Source organism: Pseudomonas sp. NPDC089996 (assembly GCF_044748405.1).
In the GTDB taxonomy this organism is placed as follows: Bacteria; Pseudomonadota; Gammaproteobacteria; order Pseudomonadales; family Pseudomonadaceae; genus Aquipseudomonas.
The window spans coordinates 302,584-322,535 of record NZ_JBIVGA010000007.1; the positions used below are offsets into that span (position 1 = coordinate 302,584).

Annotated in this window: 23 protein-coding genes; 14 read left to right on the forward strand and 9 right to left on the reverse strand. The window is 63.2% G+C overall.

The genetic code is table 11. The features are described 5' to 3' along the window. Positions 1-46: 46 nt before the first annotated feature. The gene (locus tag ACIPW4_RS15080) at positions 47-832 is read left to right on the forward strand and encodes a hypothetical protein (RefSeq protein WP_400659028.1); all 786 of its coding nucleotides are present in this window, start codon (positions 47-49) and stop codon (positions 830-832) included. A gap of 122 nt (positions 833-954) precedes the next feature. Here ACIPW4_RS15080 and prmB read toward each other — a convergent pair whose 3' ends face one another. Beyond that, positions 955-1,863, reverse strand: a complete 909-nt coding sequence (prmB, locus tag ACIPW4_RS15085; protein WP_400659030.1) for a 50S ribosomal protein L3 N(5)-glutamine methyltransferase — start codon at positions 1,861-1,863, stop codon at positions 955-957. 180 nt (positions 1,864-2,043) lie between these two features. Here prmB and ACIPW4_RS15090 point away from each other — a divergent pair, with 180 nt between their 5' ends. From ACIPW4_RS15090 to ACIPW4_RS15110, 5 genes are all read left to right on the forward strand, one after another. Then, positions 2,044-2,634, forward strand: a complete 591-nt coding sequence (locus ACIPW4_RS15090) for a cysteine hydrolase family protein (protein ID WP_400659032.1) — start codon at positions 2,044-2,046, stop codon at positions 2,632-2,634. An 88-nt stretch (positions 2,635-2,722) separates the two neighbouring features. After that, positions 2,723-3,043 (forward strand): hypothetical protein, encoded by a 321-nt coding sequence (locus ACIPW4_RS15095; RefSeq protein WP_400659034.1) that lies wholly within the window; start codon positions 2,723-2,725, stop codon positions 3,041-3,043. Positions 3,044-3,206: 163 nt separating this feature from the next. Beyond that, on the forward strand, positions 3,207-3,767 hold the full coding sequence (locus ACIPW4_RS15100) for a Smr/MutS family protein (RefSeq protein WP_400659036.1): 561 nt from the start codon (positions 3,207-3,209) through the stop codon (positions 3,765-3,767). 71 nt (positions 3,768-3,838) lie between these two features. Continuing rightward, positions 3,839-4,384 carry a GTP cyclohydrolase I FolE gene (gene folE / locus ACIPW4_RS15105; RefSeq protein WP_054883671.1) on the forward strand — a complete coding sequence of 182 codons (546 nt, stop codon included), beginning with the start codon at positions 3,839-3,841 and terminating at the stop codon, positions 4,382-4,384. 58 nt (positions 4,385-4,442) lie between these two features. After that, a complete protein-coding gene (locus ACIPW4_RS15110) occupies positions 4,443-4,808 on the forward strand; it encodes a glutaredoxin (RefSeq protein WP_400659038.1) in 366 nt (121 codons plus the stop codon). A gap of 148 nt (positions 4,809-4,956) precedes the next feature. On the opposite strand, the gene ACIPW4_RS15115 is transcribed toward ACIPW4_RS15110, so the two are convergent. Further along, the gene (locus ACIPW4_RS15115) at positions 4,957-5,559 is read right to left on the reverse strand and encodes a glutathione S-transferase family protein (RefSeq protein ID WP_400659040.1); all 603 of its coding nucleotides are present in this window, start codon (positions 5,557-5,559) and stop codon (positions 4,957-4,959) included. Between the two features lie 146 nt (positions 5,560-5,705). Here ACIPW4_RS15115 and ACIPW4_RS15120 point away from each other — a divergent pair, with 146 nt between their 5' ends. Beyond that, the gene (locus ACIPW4_RS15120; RefSeq protein WP_400659042.1) at positions 5,706-6,896 is read left to right on the forward strand and encodes a benzoate/H(+) symporter BenE family transporter; all 1,191 of its coding nucleotides are present in this window, start codon (positions 5,706-5,708) and stop codon (positions 6,894-6,896) included. A 213-nt stretch (positions 6,897-7,109) separates the two neighbouring features. Here ACIPW4_RS15120 and ACIPW4_RS15125 read toward each other — a convergent pair whose 3' ends face one another. The 3 genes from ACIPW4_RS15125 to ACIPW4_RS15135 form a co-directional block, all read right to left on the reverse strand. Next, positions 7,110-8,063: a hypothetical protein gene (locus tag ACIPW4_RS15125; RefSeq protein WP_400659044.1), complete on the reverse strand. Its 954-nt coding sequence runs from the start codon at positions 8,061-8,063 to the stop codon at positions 7,110-7,112. Beyond that, complete coding sequence (locus tag ACIPW4_RS15130) at positions 8,045-8,875, reverse strand: lipopolysaccharide biosynthesis protein (protein ID WP_400659046.1); 831 nt, start codon at positions 8,873-8,875, stop codon at positions 8,045-8,047. The genes ACIPW4_RS15125 and ACIPW4_RS15130 overlap by 19 nt, the downstream gene beginning before the upstream one ends. 111 nt (positions 8,876-8,986) lie before the next feature. Beyond that, positions 8,987-9,748 (reverse strand): SDR family oxidoreductase, encoded by a 762-nt coding sequence (locus ACIPW4_RS15135; RefSeq protein ID WP_400659047.1) that lies wholly within the window; start codon positions 9,746-9,748, stop codon positions 8,987-8,989. A 173-nt stretch (positions 9,749-9,921) separates the two neighbouring features. On the opposite strand from ACIPW4_RS15135, the gene ACIPW4_RS15140 reads away from it, so the two are divergent. Together ACIPW4_RS15140 and kdsA are read left to right on the forward strand one after the other, a co-directional pair. After that, positions 9,922-10,923 carry an NADP-dependent oxidoreductase gene (locus ACIPW4_RS15140; RefSeq protein ID WP_400659049.1) on the forward strand — a complete coding sequence of 334 codons (1,002 nt, stop codon included), beginning with the start codon at positions 9,922-9,924 and terminating at the stop codon, positions 10,921-10,923. Between the two features lie 150 nt (positions 10,924-11,073). Beyond that, positions 11,074-11,916: a 3-deoxy-8-phosphooctulonate synthase gene (gene kdsA / locus ACIPW4_RS15145; protein ID WP_400659159.1), complete on the forward strand. Its 843-nt coding sequence runs from the start codon at positions 11,074-11,076 to the stop codon at positions 11,914-11,916. 65 nt (positions 11,917-11,981) lie between these two features. Here the strand turns inward: kdsA and pyrF are convergent, their stop codons facing one another. Continuing rightward, positions 11,982-12,683, reverse strand: coding sequence for an orotidine-5'-phosphate decarboxylase (gene pyrF / locus ACIPW4_RS15150; protein ID WP_400659051.1), 702 nt, complete (start codon positions 12,681-12,683; stop codon positions 11,982-11,984). 185 nt (positions 12,684-12,868) lie between these two features. On the opposite strand from pyrF, the gene ACIPW4_RS15155 reads away from it, so the two are divergent. Then, positions 12,869-13,036 (forward strand): DUF2897 family protein, encoded by a 168-nt coding sequence (locus ACIPW4_RS15155; protein ID WP_400659053.1) that lies wholly within the window; start codon positions 12,869-12,871, stop codon positions 13,034-13,036. A gap of 218 nt (positions 13,037-13,254) precedes the next feature. On the opposite strand, the gene ACIPW4_RS15160 is transcribed toward ACIPW4_RS15155, so the two are convergent. From ACIPW4_RS15160 to rfbB, 3 genes are all read right to left on the reverse strand, one after another. Further along, positions 13,255-13,587 (reverse strand): ComEA family DNA-binding protein, encoded by a 333-nt coding sequence (locus ACIPW4_RS15160; RefSeq protein ID WP_400659055.1) that lies wholly within the window; start codon positions 13,585-13,587, stop codon positions 13,255-13,257. Positions 13,588-13,763: 176 nt separating this feature from the next. Then, positions 13,764-14,654 carry a glucose-1-phosphate thymidylyltransferase RfbA gene (rfbA, locus tag ACIPW4_RS15165; RefSeq protein ID WP_400659056.1) on the reverse strand — a complete coding sequence of 297 codons (891 nt, stop codon included), beginning with the start codon at positions 14,652-14,654 and terminating at the stop codon, positions 13,764-13,766. 66 nt (positions 14,655-14,720) lie between these two features. Beyond that, positions 14,721-15,794: a dTDP-glucose 4,6-dehydratase gene (rfbB, locus tag ACIPW4_RS15170; RefSeq protein WP_400659058.1), complete on the reverse strand. Its 1,074-nt coding sequence runs from the start codon at positions 15,792-15,794 to the stop codon at positions 14,721-14,723. Between the two features lie 396 nt (positions 15,795-16,190). Here rfbB and ACIPW4_RS15175 point away from each other — a divergent pair, with 396 nt between their 5' ends. Genes ACIPW4_RS15175 through ACIPW4_RS15190 form a run of 4 tightly spaced genes read left to right on the forward strand, consistent with a single transcriptional unit; the run spans position 16,191 to position 19,892 of the window. Then, on the forward strand, positions 16,191-16,982 hold the full coding sequence (locus ACIPW4_RS15175) for an ABC transporter permease (protein ID WP_400659059.1): 792 nt from the start codon (positions 16,191-16,193) through the stop codon (positions 16,980-16,982). Between the two features lie 13 nt (positions 16,983-16,995). Continuing rightward, complete coding sequence (locus ACIPW4_RS15180) at positions 16,996-17,649, forward strand: ABC transporter ATP-binding protein (protein WP_400659061.1); 654 nt, start codon at positions 16,996-16,998, stop codon at positions 17,647-17,649. A gap of 52 nt (positions 17,650-17,701) precedes the next feature. After that, positions 17,702-18,808, forward strand: coding sequence for an ABC transporter permease (locus ACIPW4_RS15185; protein ID WP_400659062.1), 1,107 nt, complete (start codon positions 17,702-17,704; stop codon positions 18,806-18,808). Beyond that, positions 18,801-19,892, forward strand: coding sequence for a polysaccharide biosynthesis/export family protein (locus ACIPW4_RS15190; protein ID WP_400659064.1), 1,092 nt, complete (start codon positions 18,801-18,803; stop codon positions 19,890-19,892). The genes ACIPW4_RS15185 and ACIPW4_RS15190 overlap by 8 nt, the downstream gene beginning before the upstream one ends. Positions 19,893-19,952: the final 60 nt, after the last annotated feature.

A 19,952-nucleotide genomic window follows, 5' to 3' on the forward strand; every position in this document is an offset into this window, starting at 1 on the left:
CTTCGCGCCCCTATCGGTGCCCGCCCGTACCTGAGGAAACGCCCTGATGACCGATGCCACCGCCGTAGAGCCAGCCGAAGAGCCACAGGCCACGGAACCCGCCGCCTTGCCCTGGGCCGACCTTGCCGTCGAACACTTCCAGCTGCTGCGCCTGGCGCCCATGCCCACCGACCGCAACAGCGGTGCACGGCCATTGCGCTTCGTCGAGTTCGCCTATGCCGAGCGCCACGACAAGGCTCACAGCCTGCTGCGCATGGAAATCCGCCTGCCGGGGCAGAAAGTGCGCAAGGAGCAGAACCAGCTGGATGTGCGGGTGGATCACGCCGAGCGCCTGGTGCAAATCGGCAGCGACAGCGGCCTGCAACTGGAGCCGCTCAACCGCGGCGTCGGCCGCTTCATGCTGGGCCAGGCCGTGCAGTGGCTGCAGCGCCGCTGGGCAAGCTACCGGGTCGAAGGCATGGCGCTGCCGAACAAGGATGCGCTGAACGAAGACACCCGCCTGCGCCGCGACCGCTTCATCACCGCCACCGGCCTGGAAGTGGAGTACGCCGACCCGCAGCACCTCAAGGGCCGCACCCTCGACACCACGGTGGGCCAGCTCAAGGGCGGCTGGAATACCGACAAGGTGCAGCAGGTGAGCATGCTCGATGCGGCGGGCATGCTGCAGCAGGCCGAGCAGCAGTTGCTGGAGAAAGAGGGGCAGCTGCGCGAGCGCGATGAGCGGGTGGCCAAGTATCGGCGGGAGGATGGCGGGTTGCGCTTTACCATCACCTGCCTGGTGGCGTTTGCCGTGTTCCAGGCGGGGTTGCTGATCTGGATTGCAACCCGGTAGACAGCTGGGGCTGCTTTGCACCCCTTTCGCGACACAAGGCCGCTCCTACAGGGAATTGCGTACTCCTGTAGGAGCGGCCTTGTGTCGCGAAAGGGCCGCAATGCGGCCCCGGCAATCCACAGTCAGACGCGAGCCTTGAACAGCTCCTGGTGCTGGCGGCACTGCTCGGCGGTCAGCATGAACACCCCATGCCCGCCCCGCTCGAACGCCAGCCAGGCGAAGTCCACTTCCGGGTACAGCGCCTCGACATGCACCTGGCTGTTGCCGACCTCGACGATCAGCAAGCCCTTTTCAGTCAGGTGGTCCGCCGCCTCGGCCAGCATCCGCCGCACCAGGTCCAGGCCGTCATTGCCGCACGCCAGGCCCATTTCCGGCTCGTGGTGATACTCGGCCGGCATGTCCCCGAAATCTTCGGCATCGACATACGGCGGGTTGGACAGGATCAGGTCGAAACGCTGCCCCGGCAAGCCGGCGAAGCCGTCGCCCTGCACGGTGAACACGCGCTCGTCCAGGCCATGGCGCTCGATGTTCTGGTTGGCCACCTCCAGCGCGTCGAACGACAGGTCGGCCAGTACCACCTCGGCCTCGGGGAACACGTCGGCAGCCACGATGCCGATGCAGCCCGAGCCGGTGCACAGGTCTAGGATGCGCGCAGGCTCCGCCGCCAGCCACGGCTCGAACCGTTTTTCGATCAGCTCGCCGATCGGCGAACGTGGCACCAGCACGCGCTCGTCGACAATGAACGACATGCCGCAGAACCAGGCCTCGCCCAGCAGGTAGGCGGTCGGCACGCGGTCTTCGATGCGGCGCTTGAGCAGGTGCTGCAGGCGTACCCGCTCGTCGTCCTCGAGCTGGCAGTCCAGGTAGCTGTCGGCGATTTCCCATGGCAAGTGCACGGCGCCCAGTACCAGCAGGCGGGCTTCGTCCCAGGCATTGTCGGCACCGTGGCCGAAGAACAGCGCGTGCTCATGGAAGCGGCTGACCGCCCAGCGGATATGGTCGCGCAACGTGCGCAGACGAGATGTGATCACGGGGTACTCCTATTTCAGACCGTACAAAAGTCTAACAGCCCAACCCGCATAATTGTTCCCCGTGATGCCCCAGCGGCAGGCCACAGGCCAGTAACCACGCCGCTTGCGATGTCAACCATTCCCATTGGCGCCAAGGCAAGGGAGAATAGGTATACAAAAGCCCTACCGAAGGAGCCCTTGATGTCCGTTCCAACCACGATGTTCCGCCTCACTGGCCGCGACTATCCGCCGGCCAAGCTGAGCCAAGCCAGCCTGATCATCATCGATGCGCAGAAGGAATACCTCAGCGGTCCTCTGCAACTGTCGGGCATGGACGAGGCCGTGGCCAACATCGCCCGGTTGCTCGACGCCGCCCGCAAGGCCGGCCGCCCGATCATCCACGTTCGCCACCTCGGTACCGTTGGCGGGCGCTTCGACCCGCAGGGCCCGGCTGGCCAGTTCATTCCGGGCCTTGAGCCGCGCGAAGGTGAAGTCATCATCGAAAAGCGCATGCCCAACGCCTTCAAGAACACCCAACTGCACGACACCCTGCAAGCGCTGGGGCACCTGGACCTGATCGTGTGCGGTTTCATGAGCCACTCCAGTGTCAGCACCACGGTGCGCCGCGCCAAGGACTATGGTTATCGTTGCACCCTGGTGGAAGACGCCTCGGCAACGCGCGACCTCGCGTTGAAGGATCAAGTGATTCCCGCCGCACAGATCCACGCGTGCGAAATGGCCGTGATGGCCGACAACTTCGCCTGTGTCGCCCCTACCGCCAGCCTGATCTGAGCTGACGTTGCGATGACCGCCCGGCAGCCGGGCGGAACCCGAGGGCCGGGCCCAGGTCGAATTCCGGATGTCCACAGAGGAAACTGGAATGAAGCTCAAAGGCAGTTTCGACGCCAAGCGTCTGCGCCCGCGTGAACCGCGTAACTGGGGTGCGCGCATTGCCGCCGGCCTGTCGGCCCTGATCGCCACGCTCGGTGTGCTGCTGGCCATGGCCGGCATCGCCGGGCTGCTCGGCAACTACACCGCCCTGGCCGAACTCAATGCCAACCGCCCGCTGGCCGGCATCCTGGCCGTGGCCGGGCTGTTGCTGCTGTACGTTGGCGTGCGCTTCTGGCGGCGCAGCCGCATTCGCCTGCGCCGTGGGCGCGAACTGAACCTGTCGCCGCACCTGATGAAAAAGCATGATTAGTGGTTTGTGCTGCTGGCCTCTTCGCGGGCTTGCCCGCTCTCACAGGTAAAGCGCCACAGTCAAGGTTTGCACCATCCCTGTGGGAGCGGGCAAGCCCGCGAAGAGGCCGGTACTGACGGCACAGGGTTGATCGCGTAAACTACGCCGCCCACGTGGAGGCACCATGCAAGACGATGATTTTTCCCTGTTCAGCGCTGAAGTGCGCGGCGTCAAGCCGATCAAGCACGACCGCGCCGACGTGGGCAAGCCGAAAACCGACCGCAAGCAGCTGGCCGGCCTGCGCCAGGCGGCGACCATCCGCAGCGGCCAGGCCCTGGTGATCGACGGCCTGTCCGACCAGTTCGTCATCGACGTCGGTGCCGAAGACGAGCTGATGTGGCGCCGCGATGGCGTGCAGGAAAGCCAGATCCGCAAGCTCAAGCTCGGCCAGATCGCCTTCGAGGGCAGCCTCGACCTGCATGGCATGAGCGTGGAAAAGGCCCGTGAAACCCTGTGGGCCTTCATCGCCGAAGCCACGAAGCTGGAAGTGCGCTGCGTGCGGGTGACGCATGGCAAGGCCGCACGCCTGGACGGCAAGCGCCCGATGATCAAGAGCCACGTCAACACCTGGCTGCGCCAGCATCCGCAAGTGCTCGGTTTCACCTCGTGCCAGGCCCGCCATGGCGGCACTGGCGCGGTGTACGTGATGCTCAAGCGAACCATGATGGAAGGCCGCGACGAGTAACGCCGCGCTTGCAGCGCCGCCCGCGCCGCCGTACCCTTCCTTTTTTGCGATTTTTACCCACAGGTAGATACATGTCCCTGGAACAGAACTACACCGAGATCCTCAGCCAACTTGGCGAGGACGTCTCCCGTGAGGGCCTGCTCGACACGCCCAAGCGGGCTGCAAAGGCCATGAAGTACCTTTGCCGCGGTTACGAGCAGACGCTGGAAGAAGTCACCAACGGCGCGCTGTTCACCTCCGACAACAGCGAGATGGTGCTGGTCCGGGACATCGAGCTGTATTCGATGTGCGAACACCACATGCTGCCTTTCATCGGCAAGGCCCATGTGGCCTACCTGCCCAAGGGCAAGGTGCTGGGCCTGTCGAAGGTCGCGCGCATCGTCGACATGTTCGCCCGCCGCCTGCAGATCCAGGAAAACCTCAGCCGCCAGATCGCCGAGGCCGTGCAGCAGGTGACGGGGGCCGCGGGTGTAGCGGTGGTCATCGAAGCCAAGCACATGTGCATGATGATGCGCGGCGTGGAGAAGCAGAATTCGACCATGCTCACGTCGGTGATGCTGGGTGAGTTCCGCGAGAACGCCGCCACCCGCAGCGAGTTCCTCAGCCTGATCAAGTGATCGGCGCATGACCCGAGCCGGCCCCCAGGGGTCGGCTTTTGCATTTCAGGAGTAGCCCATGATCGTCAAAGCCCTGCGGGTCGGCCTCGGCCAGCTCATCGTGTTCGGCGACTGGATCAGCCGCCCGGCCAAGCGCAAGCGTGATGCGGCGGCCCAGGCGCGTGTCGAGCAGGAGGCCAAGGGCCTCGCGCTGTACCAGTTCCATGCCTGCCCGTTCTGTGTGAAGACCCGCCGTACCCTGCACCGCTTGAATGTGCCGGTGGCGTTGCGGGATGCCAAGAACGACGAGGTGCATCGCCAGGCGTTGCTCGAAGGCGGTGGCCGAGTGAAAGTGCCGTGCCTGCGCATCGAAGAAGCGGGCAAGGTGACCTGGATGTATGAGTCCAAGGCGATCATTGCCTACCTGGACAAGCGCTTCGCGTAAAGCGCCTGCGCCGCCCCTGTAGGAGCGGCCTTGCGTCGCGATAGGGCCGCAGAGCGGCCCCAGGATTTCAGCAGCGGTGCCACTATCGCCGGGGCTGCCTTGCAGCCCTTTCGCGACACAAGGCCGCTCCTACAAAAGCAGCGCCGGCTTACTCGACCATCGCCACATGCCGAGGATGGCTGGCCACCCGCTCAAGCCAGGCGCACACCGCCGGGTAATCCGCCAGGTCGAACCCACCCTGATGCGCCACATGGGTGTAGGCATACAACGCCACATCGGCAATCGAATATTGGTCCCCGACCAGGTACGGCGTCATCTGCAACTGCCGCTCCATCACCTTCAACGCCTTGTAACCGCCCTTGTGCAGCTTGCGGTATTCGTCCACGCGCTCGTCCGGCAGCCCCAGGTAGAACTGGATGAACCGCGCCACGGCAATGTACGGCTCATGGCTGTACTGCTCGAAGAACTGCCACTGCAATACCTGAGTCCGCAGATACGGCTCGCTGGGCAAGTACTCGCTGCCGTCGGCCAGGTAGTTGAGGATGGCATTCGATTCCCACAGGCAGGTACCGTCCTCCAGCTTGAGCACCGGCACCTTGCCGTTGGGGTTCATGGCCAGAAACGCTGCGGTTTCGGTCTCGCCCTTGAGGATATCCACCGCTTGCCATTCATACGGGCGGCCAAGCAGGCTGAGCATCAGCTTGACCTTGTAGCAGTTGCCCGACTGGTAGTCGCCATACACCTTGAGCATCGCCCATCCCCTCCCATGCAGTTGTGCAATCGTGCCCAATAGTTGGCGACTGTACGGCTAAAAGCAATGCCTGCTGTATGGCAAAGATCAATGCGGCCCGCGTTAGTCTGAAAAAACTGCTTACACATGGACAAGGACCCAACCCAATGACCGATGCCACCTCCGCACGCCTGCGGCCCCTGGCAGACAGCTCCCCGTCGGCAGTGGTCGCCGGCTTCATCGCCATGCTCACCGGCTACACCAGTTCGCTGGTGCTGATGTTCCAGGCCGGCCAGGCGGCGGGCCTGACCAACGCGCAGATTTCATCGTGGATCTGGGCTTTGTCGATCGGTATGGCGGCATGCAGCATCGGCCTGTCGCTGCGCTATCGCACGCCGATTACCGTGGCCTGGTCGACCCCCGGTGCGGCGTTGTTGATCACCAGCCTTGGCGGGGTGAGCTATGGCGAAGCCATTGGTGCCTACATCACCTGTGCGGTGCTGGTGCTGATCTGCGGCCTGACCGGCAGTTTCGAGCGCCTGGTCAAGCGCATACCGGCGTCGCTGGCCTCGGCGCTGCTGGCCGGGATCTTGTTCAAGATCGGCAGCGAAATCTTCGTTGCCGCCCAGCACCGCACCCTGTTGGTACTGGGCATGTTCTTCAGCTACCTGCTGGTCAAGCGCCTGTCGCCGCGCTACTGCGTGCTGGCCGCACTGCTGGTCGGCACGGCACTGTCCGGTGCCCTCGGCCTGCTGGATTTCAGCGGCTTCAGGCTGGAGGTGGCCACCCCGGTGTGGACCACGCCAAGCTTCTCGCTGGCCGCGACCATCAGCATCGGCATCCCGCTGTTCGTGGTGGCCATGACCTCGCAAAACATGCCTGGCGTGGCCGTGCTGCGTGCCGACGGTTACCAGGTGCCCGCCTCGCCGCTGATTTCGACCACCGGTTTCGCCTCGCTGCTGCTTGCCCCCTTCGGCTCGCACGGGATCAACCTGGCCGCGATCAGCGCGGCGATCTGCACCGGGCCGCATGCCCATGAAGACCCGGGCAAACGCTACACCGCAGCGGTGTGGTGCGGGATTTTCTACGGCATTGCCGGCACCTTCGGCGCCACCCTGGCGGCATTGTTCGCGGCGTTGCCAAAGGAGCTGGTGTTGTCGATTGCGGCGCTGGCGCTGTTCGGATCGATCATGAACGGGTTGACCGTGGCCATGAGCGAGGCCAGGGAGCGGGAAGCGGCGCTGATCACCTTCATGGTGACGGCTTCGGGGTTGACCCTGTTCTCGATCGGCTCGGCGTTCTGGGGGATCGTGGCGGGGGTGTTGACCTTGTTGATCCTCAACCCGCGCAAGGCCTGAAGACCAGCGCACTGCTCTTGTGGGAGCAACGGTCTCGCTCAAAATCTGAAAGGCCTGCGCGGCCCCTGTGGGAGCGGCCTTGTGTCGCGAAAGGGCTGCGCAGCAGCCCCAGAATATCTGCTCTCATGCTGATATTGCCGGGGCTGCTGCGCAGCCCTTTCGCGACACAAGGCCGCTCCCACAAAGGGTCATCACAACCTGCTGAAAACCGGCTCAATGCTGAACCACGTCCTCCAGCAAGCGCTCCATCAGCCCCGTCGGTGTATGTTTGCGCAGCTCATCCGGCGCCACCACGGGAGCCTTGCTGGCCAGAAACGCCTGCAGGCCACGCTGTTCATCCCCCAGCACATAGAAGCGGTCGGGATGATAGAACGCCGTCTCCCTGACCCGCCGGTTGTCGGTGATCAGCTGCTTGTCGAAGAACGCCGCCTCCAGCGGCCGCAGGGTCAGGCCAGCCTGGCCTGGCTGGTTGATTTCCACCAGCACATCGCACGCCCTGGCCCTGGCCAGGTTGGCCTCGTAGGGCAACAACGCATCGACGTGATAGCGGCCCGGGGCCTGGGTGGTGGCGTCTTTCACGATGTGGAAGTCCAGCTCGCAACCCAGCCCGTCCAGCGCCTGCGCCAAGGCCTGCAGGCGCGCAGCGCGGCCTTTGTCGCGGCCCAGGAAGAAGCACAACGGTGAGTGCAGGCCAGCGCAGCGCTTGGCAGTCGGCTGCCGGACGCGTTCAGGGTCGAACGGGAAGAACTGCTCCAGATGGGCCATGCCCAGGCACTCGCACTGCACCGGGTCGTAGCTGTAGATCCGGTCGAACAGCGGCCGCATGCGCTCGACGAAGGCGGCATCGACCAGGTCGCGCACCAGCAGCACCCGCTTGCCGGGAAAGCCCTGCACCACATGCAACTGGCGCCCGCGCTTGAGCTGGCCCTCGTTGCACACCAGCAGGTCACTGGCGGTGGCCCGGTTGGCCCGGCACGCTCGCCTGCCCAGCCACTTCAGCAACGCTGGCACGCCCCCCAGCGCCCGCGCCAGGCGCACACCCCGGCGTACATACGCAGGCAGGCAAAACACGCGCACCGCGTGCGACTGCGCCAACTGCTCGATCATGATCTGCTCGTAACGCGCTTGCCAGCCCAGGAAGTAGACGGTCACGCGGGGTGGCTGCACATGAAGGCCTGAGGCGTGTTACCCAGGATCAACGCCCGGGCCTGGTCGAGGGTGACCTTGGGGATGACTGCATCCGGGATTCTTGAGGTGGCCGACAGGTTGTAGACGGCAAAATGCTCACCGACAACCCGGTCGGCCATCAGCTTCAGCGAGGGCAGGATACGCCGCTCGTAGGATTCATCCAGGTGGCAGCGCGAAACCGACTGGCCCGGTGTCTCGTAGAAGCGCCCCACCGACTGGTCTAGGTCCACGCCCACCAGGAACACCTGGTTGAAGCCCAGGTGACAGGCAATCTGCAGCGCCGCGTAGGCTACCGTGCGCGCATCGAAAAACCCTTGCGACAGGTCCTTGCTGAAGCCCACCGAACGGGAGCGACTGCCCCAGAATACCCGGCTGCGGACCATGTGCGGATCGGGGTTGAACAGCGCGTCATACAGCCCCGAGCGGGCCGCCTTGGCCAGCGCAAAGATCTGCGCCTTGCTTGTTGGCTCCGGCAGTGCCTCGACTTCTTCCGGCCAGATCGCCAGGCGCTGGCTGAGCCGCACCGCCTTTGCGTAAAGCTCGGGCTGCTGGTGCGCAAACCCGGTGTCGGTGCACACATAGAAGTAAGGCCGCGGGCCCTGTTCCGGGAACATCGAGATCGCGCCGTTGAGGGTGATCATCGGCACATCCGCAAAGCGCTGAATGGGGAAGTCCTTTGCGGAGGCCCCAGACGCGACGATGAATACGGGCCCCTCGGCAATACCCCGGCATGCCGCGAAATCCATGATCGAAGCATGCCGGGCGGGCGTGTTGGCGTTGACTCTTTCCACTGCAGCTCCCCACAACTGAGAAGCGCAAGTATAGCCGGTGAATCAGAAACCCGCCTTTACTCAACTTAACGCTAGCGGTCAATGGGTTGCGCGCTGTATCTCGAACGATGATCAGATTGCGGTAGCCCCGCCATCCACCGTCAGGCTGTGCCCGGTGGTGAATGCCGCACCGTCACTGCACAGGTACAGCACTGCACTGGCAATTTCCTCGACCTTGCCGATACGCCCCACCGGATGCATTGCGGCGGCAAATTCAGCCTTGCGCGGGTCTGCTTCATAGGCACGCCGGAACATGTCGGTGTCGATCACCGCCGGGCACACGGCGTTCACCCGGATCCCCTTCTTGGCATATTCGATGGCCGCCGATTTGGTCAGGCCGATCACCGCATGCTTGGACGCGGCGTAGATGCTCATCTTCGGCGCCGCACCCAGGCCCGCCACCGAGGCGGTGTTGACGATCGCCCCACCGCCCTGGGCCAGCAGCAACGGCAGCTGGTACTTCATGCACAACCACACGCCTTTGACATTGACGCCCATGATCGCGTCGAACTCGGCCTCGCTGCCCTCGGCCAGGCGCCCCTGCTCGATCTCGATGCCGGCGTTGTTGTAGGCATAATCCAGCCGTCCGTAAGCCTCGATGATGCGCGAGTGCAATTGCCGAACCTCGGCATCAAGGGTCACGTCACAGGCCACGAACAGCGCCTCGCCACCGGCCTGGCGAATCGACGCCACCGTGGCCTCGCCACCGACCGGGTCGAGGTCGGCCACCACCACCTTCAGGCCTTCGCGGGCGAACGCCAGCGCCGTTGCCCGGCCGATACCTGCCGCACCGCCGGTGACCAGGGCTACCTGGCCGGAAAAGGTCATACTCATCGTCTGCTCCTGAAGGTGATGGATGGGCTCAGAGTCTAGTCAGCCCACCGCCCGGCCGGGCAGCATCATCAGGGCAACGGTTGGGCTACCATGCTTACCAGTGATTTTGCAGACCAACTTGCATCAGCAGGTTAAATTGACCGCTCTGCCCCCATCGCCCACAAGGACCTGCCATGACCCAGACCAACCGCCGCTTCCTGCTTGCCAAACGCCCGGTCGGCGCCGTGCGCCGTGACGACTTCACCTTCGAGACGGTGGCCGCCGCCGCCCCCGCCGATGGCCAGATCCAGGTGCGCAACCTGTACCTGTCGCTGGACCCGGCCATGCGCGGCTGGATGAACGAAGGCAAGTCATACATCCCCCCCGTTGCCCTGGGCCAAGTGATGCGTGCCCTGGGCGTGGGCGAAGTGGTCGCCTCCAGCCACCCGGACTACAAGCCCGGTGACCATGTCAGCGGCGCCCTCGGCGTGCAGGATTACTACACCGGCGAACCCCAGGGCCTGCACAAGATCGACCCCCGCCTTGCCCCACTGCCCCGCTACCTTTCGGCCCTGGGCATGACCGGCATGACTGCCTACTTCGCCCTGCTCGAGGTCGGCCAGCCGAAAGCCGGCGACACCGTGGTCATCTCCGGCGCGGCCGGCGCGGTGGGCAGCATTGTCGGCCAGATTGCCAAGCTCAAGGGCTGCCATGTGGTCGGCATCGCCGGGGGTGCGCAGAAATGCCAGTACCTCAAGGACGAGCTGGGCTTCGACGGCGTGATCGACTACAAGGCCGAGGACGTGCTGGCCGGCCTGAAGCGCGAATGCCCCAAGGGCGTTGATGTTTACTTCGACAACGTCGGCGGCGACATCCTCGACGCCGTGCTCACCCGCATCAACTTCAAGGCGCGCATCGTCATCTGCGGTGCCATCAGCCAGTACAACAACAAGGAAGCCGTCAAAGGCCCGGCCAACTACCTGGCACTGCTGGTGAACCGCGCGCGCATGGAAGGCTTCGTGGTGATGGACCACGTCAAGGACTATGGCAAGGCTGCGCAGGAGATGGCCGGCTGGCTGGCCACGGGCAAGGTCAAGAGCAAGGAGGATGTGGTCGAAGGGCTGGAGACATTCCCCGAGACGCTGCTCAAGCTGTTCAGTGGCGAGAACTTCGGCAAGCTGGTGCTCAAGGTCTGAGATTGGGGTATGCCTGTGCCGGCCAGCTCAAGTGTTGTGGGGGCCCTGTAGGAGCGGGCTTGCCCGCGAAAGGGCCGGCACAGGCAGCACAGATCTTGTAAGATTCCCCTTCGCCACTGAAACCAGTGACAGGGATTTGCAGAGATGACCATGATCAAGATCACCCCCACCATCGAGTGCTCCAACAGCGCCCCGTTCGTTCTTTTCGGCGGCATCAACGTGCTCGAATCCGAAGACCTGGCCCTGACCGCTTGCGCCGAGTACGTCCGGGTTACCGAGAAACTGGGCATCCCTTACGTGTTCAAGGCCAGCTTCGACAAGGCCAACCGTTCCTCGATCCACTCCTACCGTGGCCCAGGCATGGAAGAAGGCCTGCGCATCTTCGAGAAGGTCAAAGCCGAGTTCGGCGTGCCGATCATCACCGACGTGCACGAGATCTACCAGTGCGCACCGGTCGCCGAAGTGGTCGACGTGCTGCAGCTGCCCGCCTTCCTCGCCCGCCAGACCGACCTGGTAGTGGCCCTGGCCAAGACCGGCAAGCCGGTCAACATCAAGAAGCCGCAGTTCCTCAGCCCGTCGCAGATGCAGAACATCGTGCACAAATTCAAGGAAGCCGGTAACGACCAGCTGATCCTGTGCGATCGCGGCACCTGCATGGGCTACGACAACCTGGTCGTGGACATGCTGGGCTTTGGCGTGATGAAGCGTACCTGTGACGACTTGCCGATCATCTTCGACGTGACCCATGCCCTGCAGAACCGCGACCCATCCGGCGCGGCCTCCGGTGGCCGCCGCGAGCAGGTGGTCGACCTGGCTCGTGCTGGCATGGCAACTTGCCTGGCTGGGCTGTTCCTGGAAGCTCACCCGAACCCGGACCAGGCCAAGTGCGACGGCCCGAGCGCCCTGCCGCTGGACAAGCTGGAGCCGTTTTTGGCGCAGATCAAGGCGCTGGATGATCTGATCAAAGGCTTCCAGCCGCTGGTTATTGCCTGATTCGAGAGCAATAAAAAAAGGGCCGACCTGCACTGTGCAGGTCGGCCCTTTTTTTGCGACGCGTATCAGCCGCGGATTTCCGCCACCACGGCTGCCAGCGCCTGGGCCGGGTCTGCCGCCTGGCTGATCGGGCGGCCGATCACCAGGTAGTCGGAGCCGGCGTCCAGCGCCTGGCGCGGAGTGAGGATACGGCGCTGGTCATCCTGGGCGCTGCCCGCAGGGCGAATGCCAGGGGTTACCAGCTGCAGCGCCGGGTGGGCGGCCTTCAGCGCCGGGGCTTCCAGTGCCGAGCACACCAGGCCGTCCATGCCGGCCTTTTCGGCCAGCGCTGCCAGGCGCAGCACCTGCACCTGCGGGTCCACGTCCAGGCCGATGCCGGCCAGGTCCTCACGCTCCATGCTGGTCAGCACGGTCACGCCGATCAGCAGCGGCTGCGCGCCACTGCGCTTGGCCAGCTCTTCGCGGCAGGCGGCCATCATGCGCAGGCCACCGGAGCAGTGCACGTTGACCATCCACACGCCCATCTCGGCAGCGGCCTTGACCGCCATGGCCGTGGTGTTGGGGATGTCGTGGAACTTGAGGTCCAGGAACACCTCGAAGCCCTTCGCGCACAGGGTTTCGACAATGCCCGAAGCGCTGCTGGTGAACAGCTCTTTGCCAACTTTCACCCGGCACAGGGCAGGGTCGAGCTGGTCAGCCAGCTTCAGGGCGGCGTCACGGGTGGGGAAATCCAGGGCGACGATCAGGGGCGTCTGGCAGGCGGACATGGTCGGGGTTCTCTTGGCAAGTCGTAAACGGCGCGCATTGTAAACGAAGTGGCAGTGGCTTTGGGGGCCGCGGGTCAACGGAATTGGCCCGGTAAGGTGCGCCACCTATAATTGAACCAACGCAACCGGCAACTGCTCAATATTTGTACAAGCACTGCCCCATGACGCTGACAGGAGAACACACGATGCCTTGGTATGCCTGGCTGATACTCATCTTAGCCCTTGGCTCGATCGTCGGCGGGCTGATGATGCTGCGCGACACGGCCAAAAAGTTGCCCCTGACCGAGGAGCAACTGCGCAAGGTACATGAACGCAATGCCGAGGCCGATGCCAAGGATGCGCAGGACCGCTGAGCCTGCACTGTTTTCAACCAGCGTCCAGGCGTGTACTGGACGTGTGGGAGCCGCGCTTGCCGGCGATGGGCCGCGAAGCGGCCCCACGATTTCAAGGTTGTTTCATAACTTGCCGGGGCCGCTTCGCAGCCCATCGCCGGCAAGCGCGGCTCCCACCGGGATCGCGCAAATCCTGTAGGAGCGGGCTTGCCCCACGAAAGGGCCAGCCCAGCCACTAGCTATTCCACGGTCAGGTTGGCCCGGTTACGCTCCAGCAAGGCATTGCCGATGCCTTTGATCTCCAGCAACTCATCCACCGAAGCAAACGCACCATGGGCCTCCCGATACGCCACGATCGCCTCGGCCTTGGCCTTGCCTATGCCATTGAGTTCGCGTTGCAAGGTAGGTGCATCGGCCGTGTTCAGGTTGAGCATACCGGCTGGCGCTTGCACCTGGCTGACCACTGGCACCGGCTCCTTGGGTACGGTCGCAGCCCCCGGCGCGGCACTGATGGAAAACGACAGACCGGCGAACAGCGGCAGCAGCAGGTAATTGAGGACGGTATTGCGCATGAAGGGCACTCCTGTGAGTTGGGTTTGAATGCAGCAAGCTCCTTGGCTGCCCTTTCAAACTAGCGGCTCACAGGCCATCGGCCCACAGGGGAATGGTTACCAGATTAGACGTCACCACATGTTGCACGCCCGTTGAGAAAAACCTCCCACAACGGGCGTGCACACTACCTACACCATTAGAAGATCGTATCGCGCAGCACCCGTTGCAGGTATTGCCCATAACCGTTCTTGCACAGCGGCGCGGCCAGCTTCGCCAGCTGCTCGGCGTCGATCCAGCGCTGGCGGTAGGCAACCTCTTCCGGGCAGGCGACCTTCAAGCCCTGGCGGCGCTCGATGGTGGCGATGTAGCCACTGGCTTCGAGCAGCGAGTCATGGGTGCCGGTGTCGAGCCAGGCATAGCCACGCCCCATTACCTCCACCGACAACTGCTCGCGCTCCAGGTAAAGGCGGTTGAGGTCGGTGATCTCCAGCTCGCCCCGCGGCGAGGGCTTGAGCCCCTTGGCCATCTCGATCACATCCTGGTCGTAGAAGTACAACCCGGTCACGGCGTAGTTGGACTTCGGCTGCAGCGGCTTTTCTTCCAGGCTGATGGCCTTGCCGCTGCCGTCGAACTCCACCACGCCGTACCGTTCCGGGTCGGTCACGTGGTAGGCGAACACGCTGGCGCCTTCGCGCCGCCCCATGGCATCCATCAACAACGCCTGGAAGTCGTGGCCATAGTAGATGTTGTCGCCCAGCACCAGCGCCGACAGGTCGTTGCCGATGAAGTCCTCGCCAATGATGAACGCCTGGGCCAGGCCGTCCGGCGACGGCTGCACGGCGTAGGTGATGTTGATGCCCCACTGGTGGCCATCACCCAGCAACTGGGCGAAGCGCGGTGTGTCCTGCGGGGTGGAGATGATCAGGATGTCGCGAATGCCGGCCAGCATCAGCGTGGTCAGCGGGTAGTAGATCATCGGCTTGTCGTACACCGGCAGCAGCTGCTTGGAGATCGCCAGGGTGGCCGGGTGCAGGCGTGTGCCCGAGCCACCGGCCAGAATGATGCCTTTGCGATTGAGCGTGGTCATGTCAGTAGCTTCCGTTCAGACGGGTATGGCGAGTGGTTAGCCATCTTTTTGCCATTACTGGCAAGCCTAGCATTGGCTGCGCGCCGCGTAGTTCTTCTCGACCCATTCGCGGTAGCTGCCCGACTGCACCGCCGCCACCCAGTCGGCGTTGGCCAGGTACCATTGCACGGTCTTGCGAATACCGGTTTCAAAGGTTTCAGCCGGCTTCCAGCCCAGTTCGCGTTCAAGCTTGCGGGCATCGATGGCGTAGCGGCGGTCGTGGCCCGGCCGGTCGGTGACGTAGGTGATCTGTTCGGCGTAGGGCTGGCCGCCCGCCTTGGGGCTCAATTCGTCCAGCAAGGCGCATACGCGCCTGACGATCTCCAGGTTCGGCATTTCGTTCCAGCCGCCGACGTTGTACACCTCCCCTACCCGCCCCGCTTCGAGCACCCGGCGGATGGCGCTGCAGTGGTCCTTGACGTACAGCCAGTCGCGGATCTGCTGACCGTCGCCATACACCGGCAGCGCCTTGCCAGCCAGGGCGTTGACGATCATCAGCGGGATCAGTTTTTCCGGGAAATGCAACGGCCCGTAGTTGTTCGAGCAATTGGTGGTCAGCACCGGCAGGCCATAGGTGTGGTGGTAGGCGCGCACCAGGTGGTCACTGGCCGCCTTGCTGGCCGAGTACGGGCTGTTGGGCTGGTACTGATGGGTTTCGGTGAACGCCGGCTCGCCAGCCTTGAGCGAGCCGTAAACCTCATCGGTGGACACATGCAGGAAACGGAACGCCCCGCGCCCCGTTTCGTCCAGGCCCTGCCAATAGCCGCGTACTGCTTCGAGCAGTTGAAAGGTGCCAACCACGTTGGTGTCGACGAACGCCTGCGGGCCGTGGATGGAGCGGTCGACATGCGACTCGGCGGCAAAGTTGAGCACCGCCCGTGGCTGATGCTCGGCCAGCAAGCGCCGCACCAGCGCAGGGTCGCCAATGTCGCCGTGCACGAACACATGCTGGGGGTTGCCTTCCAGGCTGGCCAGGCTCTGCAGGTTGCCCGCGTAGGTGAGCTTGTCGAGGTTGATGATCGTCTCGCCCGACTGGCCTACCCAATCGAGCACGAAATTGGCGCCAATGAACCCGGCTCCGCCGGTAACCAGAATAGTCATGGGTCAGGTCGTTCCCGTACTGGCCAAATGAATGATGGCGATAGTGTAAACGCGATTGCGCCGGCCTCAAGCGTTCTGGCGCGCTTCCCCCTGTTGTGACGCCTGGCATACCGGGAACGGGCCAAATCCGACATACGGCACATTGCCTTCATTACCATCCTTAAAAGGCTAGATGAAACACGATCAACGGCGAAAATAGCTTCTTGAACGGTAGGAACTTTCCGATTGTTTCGTGGTACATCCTTGACGCTTATGCCTTCTCGCGCTTAACCTCGCGTGCCTTAGAACATGGAAGTCTCCGGAACATCCCCAGGCAAAATGCCGCTGGGCTCGGGCCTTTCCTGAAGATGAATTCCGGCGTGCCTTGGCGCGCTGCTTTGCTTTGCGGTTACCATCTTGAAGCCTCGTTCCTCCCTCCAGATCCAGAAATCGGTCATCTTTGCCCTCGTTTTGCGTGAAGCCCGCTCCCGTTTCGGCGACCGCCGCATGGGTGCCGTGTGGCTGTTGCTTGAACCGATCTGCCACCTGCTCATCTTCTCTCTGCTGTTTGGCATGCTGCGCGGTCGTACCGTGTCTGGCGTCGAATACCCCGTCTTCATCCTTGTTGGCATGGCGCCGTTCCTGCTTTACCGCAACACCGCCCTGCGCCTGATGGACAGCCTGCGCGAGAACCGCTCGCTATTCGGCTACAAACAGATCAAGCCCCTCGACACCTATGTCGCCCGGGTACTGGTCGAAACCTGCATCGCCACCACCGTGTACGCCATCATCGTGTTCGGCTTCGCCTGGTACGGCTTCGATATGTCGGTGCACAGCCCCCTGCAATGGGTCGCAACCCTGGGGCTGGGCCTGCTGTTCGCCTTCGGCCTGGGCATGCTGCTGGCCCTGGTCACCCATGCCCTGCCAAGCCTGAAGATCGTCATCCGCATGGCGTTCTTCCCGCTGTATTTCATCTCGGGCGTGCTGATCCCTGCTTCCTACCTGCCACCGGCGATGATGCCGGTGCTGCTGCTCAACCCCTTCCTGCACATCCTCGAACTGATCCGCGCCGAGGTGCTGCCGCACTACATCCCGGTCGATGGCGTGTCCGTCACCTACGTCATCAGCTTCACCATGGTTTTGCTGTTCCTGTCCCTTGGTGCCTACCGCGCCCGCAGGATGCACCTGATTTCCACCAAGAACGGTTAAGTACAGGCCACACGTGTTCGAGCTCAGAAACGTCACCAAGTCGTACCTCACGCCCAATGGCCGGCGGTATGTCTTCCGCAACCTGTCGCTGGCCATCCCGCCCGGCAAGAACATCGGCCTGATCGGCCGCAACGGCGCCGGCAAGTCGACCCTGATGCGCCTGCTGGGCGGTGCCGACGTGCCCGACTCCGGCACCATCGTCACCGACCGCAGCATCTCGTGGCCGGTGGGTTTGACCGGTGGCTTCCAGGGCAGCATGAGCGGGCGCGACAACATCAAGTTCGTCTGCCGCATCTACGGTGCCACCGGCGAAGCCATGCGCGAGAAGATCCGCTACGTGCAGGAATTCGCCGAAATCGGCGACTGGATCGACGAGCCGATCAAGACCTATTCCTCGGGCATGCGCTCGCGCGTGGCCTTTGGCCTGAGCATGGCGTTCGACTTCGACTACTACCTGATCGACGAAGTCATGTCGGTGGGCGACGCCCAGTTCAAGCGCAAGTGCGCCGACGTATTCAAGGAAAAGCTGCAGAAATCCAACGTGGTGCTGGTTTCCCACTCCATGCCGGAAATCGAAAAGCTCTGCGACGTGGTGCTGCTGGTGCGCGATGGCGGCATCCAGGTGTACGACGACGTCGCCGAAGGCATCCAGGCCTACAACAGCTGATCACCCTCTTCCAATTAAGCAGCACCGTTCGACATCAAGGATGCATCCAACTATGAGCAGTACGGGTAACAAGAAGGGCTGGCGCCTGGCGTTGGCCATGGTGGTCCTGCCAATGATCCTGGCCGGCGTGTACTACGGCGTGTTCGCCATCGACCGCTATGTCAGCTCCGCCCAGGTGGTGGTGCGCCAGGACGGCAACAACCAGGGCGCCCAGGTGCCCGGCCTGGCCACCCTGCTGACCGGCGCCAACCCCGCTTCGCGCGAAGAAACCCTGTACCTGCGCGAATACATCACCTCGATGGACATGATGCTGCTGCTGGAAAGCAAAGTGCACTGGATCGAGCAGTACGCCGCCCAGCGTGGCGACGTGTTCTTCTGGCTCGACAAAGACGCCCCGCGCGAAGACCTGCTGGAGTACTACCAGCGCATGGTCTCGGCCCACTACGACGAAACCACCGGCCTGCTGCGGGTGGAAGTGCAGGCCTTCACCCCTGAGCTGTCCGAGCAGATGCTGCGGGTGATCCTTCAGGCCAGCGAGCACTTCGTCAACGAAGTGAGCCACAACATCGCCCGCGAGCAGATGAAGTTCGCCCAGGGCGAGCTGGAAACCGCGCGCCTGAACTACGGCAAGCGCAAGACCCAGCTGCTGACCTTCCAGAACGACAACAAGGTACTGGACGGCGGCAACACCGCGCAGAGCCGCGCCACCATCATTGCCGACCTGGAAAGCCAGTACACCAAGGAACAGGCCGCCCTGACCGAAATGTCCTTCAAGCTACGCGGCGATGCCCCACAGGTACGCCAGCAGAAGCAGAAAGTCGAAGCCATCACCCAGCAGCTGGCCAAAGAAAAGCGCCTGCTGGTGTCGTCGCCACAAGGCTCGCAGCTGAACGTGGTTGCCTCGCGCTACCAGCAGCTGATGCTGGACGCCGGCATTGCCGAAGAAACCTACAAGACTGCCGTCGCCGCGCTGGACAATGCCCGCATCGAAGCGAGCAAGAAGATCCGCACTCTGGTGACCGTAGTCAGCCCCAACACCCCGCAACTCGCCCTTTACCCGGAGCGACTGTACAACCTGGCGACCATTCTGCTTGGCCTGCTGATGGTGTACGGCATCACCCGCTTCATTCTGGCTTCGATCGAGGATCACCGTGATTAACTCCCTGGCTGTTTCCAAGCGCTTCAACCTGAAACTGGCAGCACTTGCCCTGGCGACCCTGGGCCTGGCCGGTTGCGGCGGCACCCTGTCGGGCGCTGGCCCTTACAAGGGCACGATCGAGAGCAAGAACGAGGCGTACAACCTCGTCGATATCAATGCGAGCAACATTGCGCCGTACATGTTTGGTGCAGCGCGCCCTGCCCTGGCCAGCGTTACCAAGCCAGTGTCGGCGGAAGTGCGGTTGGCGGCGGGTGATGTGCTTAACGTGCTGATTGCTGATACCGCGCCGGAAGGCTCGGCACTGTTCGCGCCGCTGGCTACCGGCGGCACGATGCTCAAATCGCGCGTCGATTCGCAGGGCATGATTTCGCTGCCATATGTCGGTCGCGAGTTTGTGGCTGGCATGACTCTGAACCAGGTTGAGCAGATGATCCGTCGCAAGCTCAAGGGCATCACTACCGACGTGCAGACTCACGTTGAGCTGGTGGGTGACCTGTCGGGCTCGGTGCTGGTTGCGGGTGCGGTGAAGACGCCGGGGCGCTTCAGCACCCTGCAAGGGCCGCTGACGCTGCTGGATGCCGTGAACCAGGCGGGTGGGCCGGTGCTGGAGCCGCATCTGGTCAATGTGACTGTGCGTACCGGTAGCCAGGTGCAGCAGTTCAACTATGAGGACGTGCTGGCCGGTAACAACATGGTGCTGCGACCGAATTCGGAAGTGGTGCTGGACCGTGCGCGTCAGCGGTTTGTGGCGATGGGGGCTGTGGGTGAGCCTGGGTTGAAAGATTTGCCTAGCCAGAACACTAGCTTGCTGGATGCGTTGGGTAGCGTAGGTGGTTTGCGTGAAGCGAATGCCAACCCGGAGGGTGTGTTTGTGTTCCGCATGGGTGATTCGGCGAATGGGAAGCCGACTGTGTTGCGCCTGAATATGCGTGATCCGGCGGCGATCTTCTATGCGCGGCAGATTGCGGTTAAGCCGGACGACACTATTTATGTGACCAATGCGGCTGTGTATGAATGGCAAAAGGTTATTTCGCCGATTGTGCAGACCATGCTTCTTGGAAGAGCAACTGGCGCCGTCAACTAACTTTTCACATTCCAGGCCGGTGACGAATGAATTGTGCGAATCCGCTCAGGTTCATCACTG

Coding starts and splice junctions, on each gene's coding strand:
- folE (WP_054883671.1), top strand. CDS start 3,839: ATGTCCCTGGAACAGAACTACACCGAGATCCTCAGCCAACTTGGCGAG.
- ACIPW4_RS15090 (WP_400659032.1), top strand. CDS start 2,044: ATGTCCGTTCCAACCACGATGTTCCGCCTCACTGGCCGCGACTATCCG.
- rfbA (WP_400659056.1), bottom strand. CDS start 14,654: ATGACCACGCTCAATCGCAAAGGCATCATTCTGGCCGGTGGCTCGGGC.
- ACIPW4_RS15100 (WP_400659036.1), top strand. CDS start 3,207: ATGCAAGACGATGATTTTTCCCTGTTCAGCGCTGAAGTGCGCGGCGTC.
- ACIPW4_RS15120 (WP_400659042.1), top strand. CDS start 5,706: ATGACCGATGCCACCTCCGCACGCCTGCGGCCCCTGGCAGACAGCTCC.
- kdsA (WP_400659159.1), top strand. CDS start 11,074: ATGATCAAGATCACCCCCACCATCGAGTGCTCCAACAGCGCCCCGTTC.
- ACIPW4_RS15135 (WP_400659047.1), bottom strand. CDS start 9,748: ATGAGTATGACCTTTTCCGGCCAGGTAGCCCTGGTCACCGGCGGTGCG.
- ACIPW4_RS15110 (WP_400659038.1), top strand. CDS start 4,443: ATGATCGTCAAAGCCCTGCGGGTCGGCCTCGGCCAGCTCATCGTGTTC.
- ACIPW4_RS15115 (WP_400659040.1), bottom strand. CDS start 5,559: ATGCTCAAGGTGTATGGCGACTACCAGTCGGGCAACTGCTACAAGGTC.
- rfbB (WP_400659058.1), bottom strand. CDS start 15,794: ATGACTATTCTGGTTACCGGCGGAGCCGGGTTCATTGGCGCCAATTTC.
- ACIPW4_RS15155 (WP_400659053.1), top strand. CDS start 12,869: ATGCCTTGGTATGCCTGGCTGATACTCATCTTAGCCCTTGGCTCGATC.
- pyrF (WP_400659051.1), bottom strand. CDS start 12,683: ATGTCCGCCTGCCAGACGCCCCTGATCGTCGCCCTGGATTTCCCCACC.
- ACIPW4_RS15185 (WP_400659062.1), top strand. CDS start 17,702: ATGAGCAGTACGGGTAACAAGAAGGGCTGGCGCCTGGCGTTGGCCATG.
- ACIPW4_RS15160 (WP_400659055.1), bottom strand. CDS start 13,587: ATGCGCAATACCGTCCTCAATTACCTGCTGCTGCCGCTGTTCGCCGGT.
- ACIPW4_RS15140 (WP_400659049.1), top strand. CDS start 9,922: ATGACCCAGACCAACCGCCGCTTCCTGCTTGCCAAACGCCCGGTCGGC.
- ACIPW4_RS15095 (WP_400659034.1), top strand. CDS start 2,723: ATGAAGCTCAAAGGCAGTTTCGACGCCAAGCGTCTGCGCCCGCGTGAA.
- ACIPW4_RS15080 (WP_400659028.1), top strand. CDS start 47: ATGACCGATGCCACCGCCGTAGAGCCAGCCGAAGAGCCACAGGCCACG.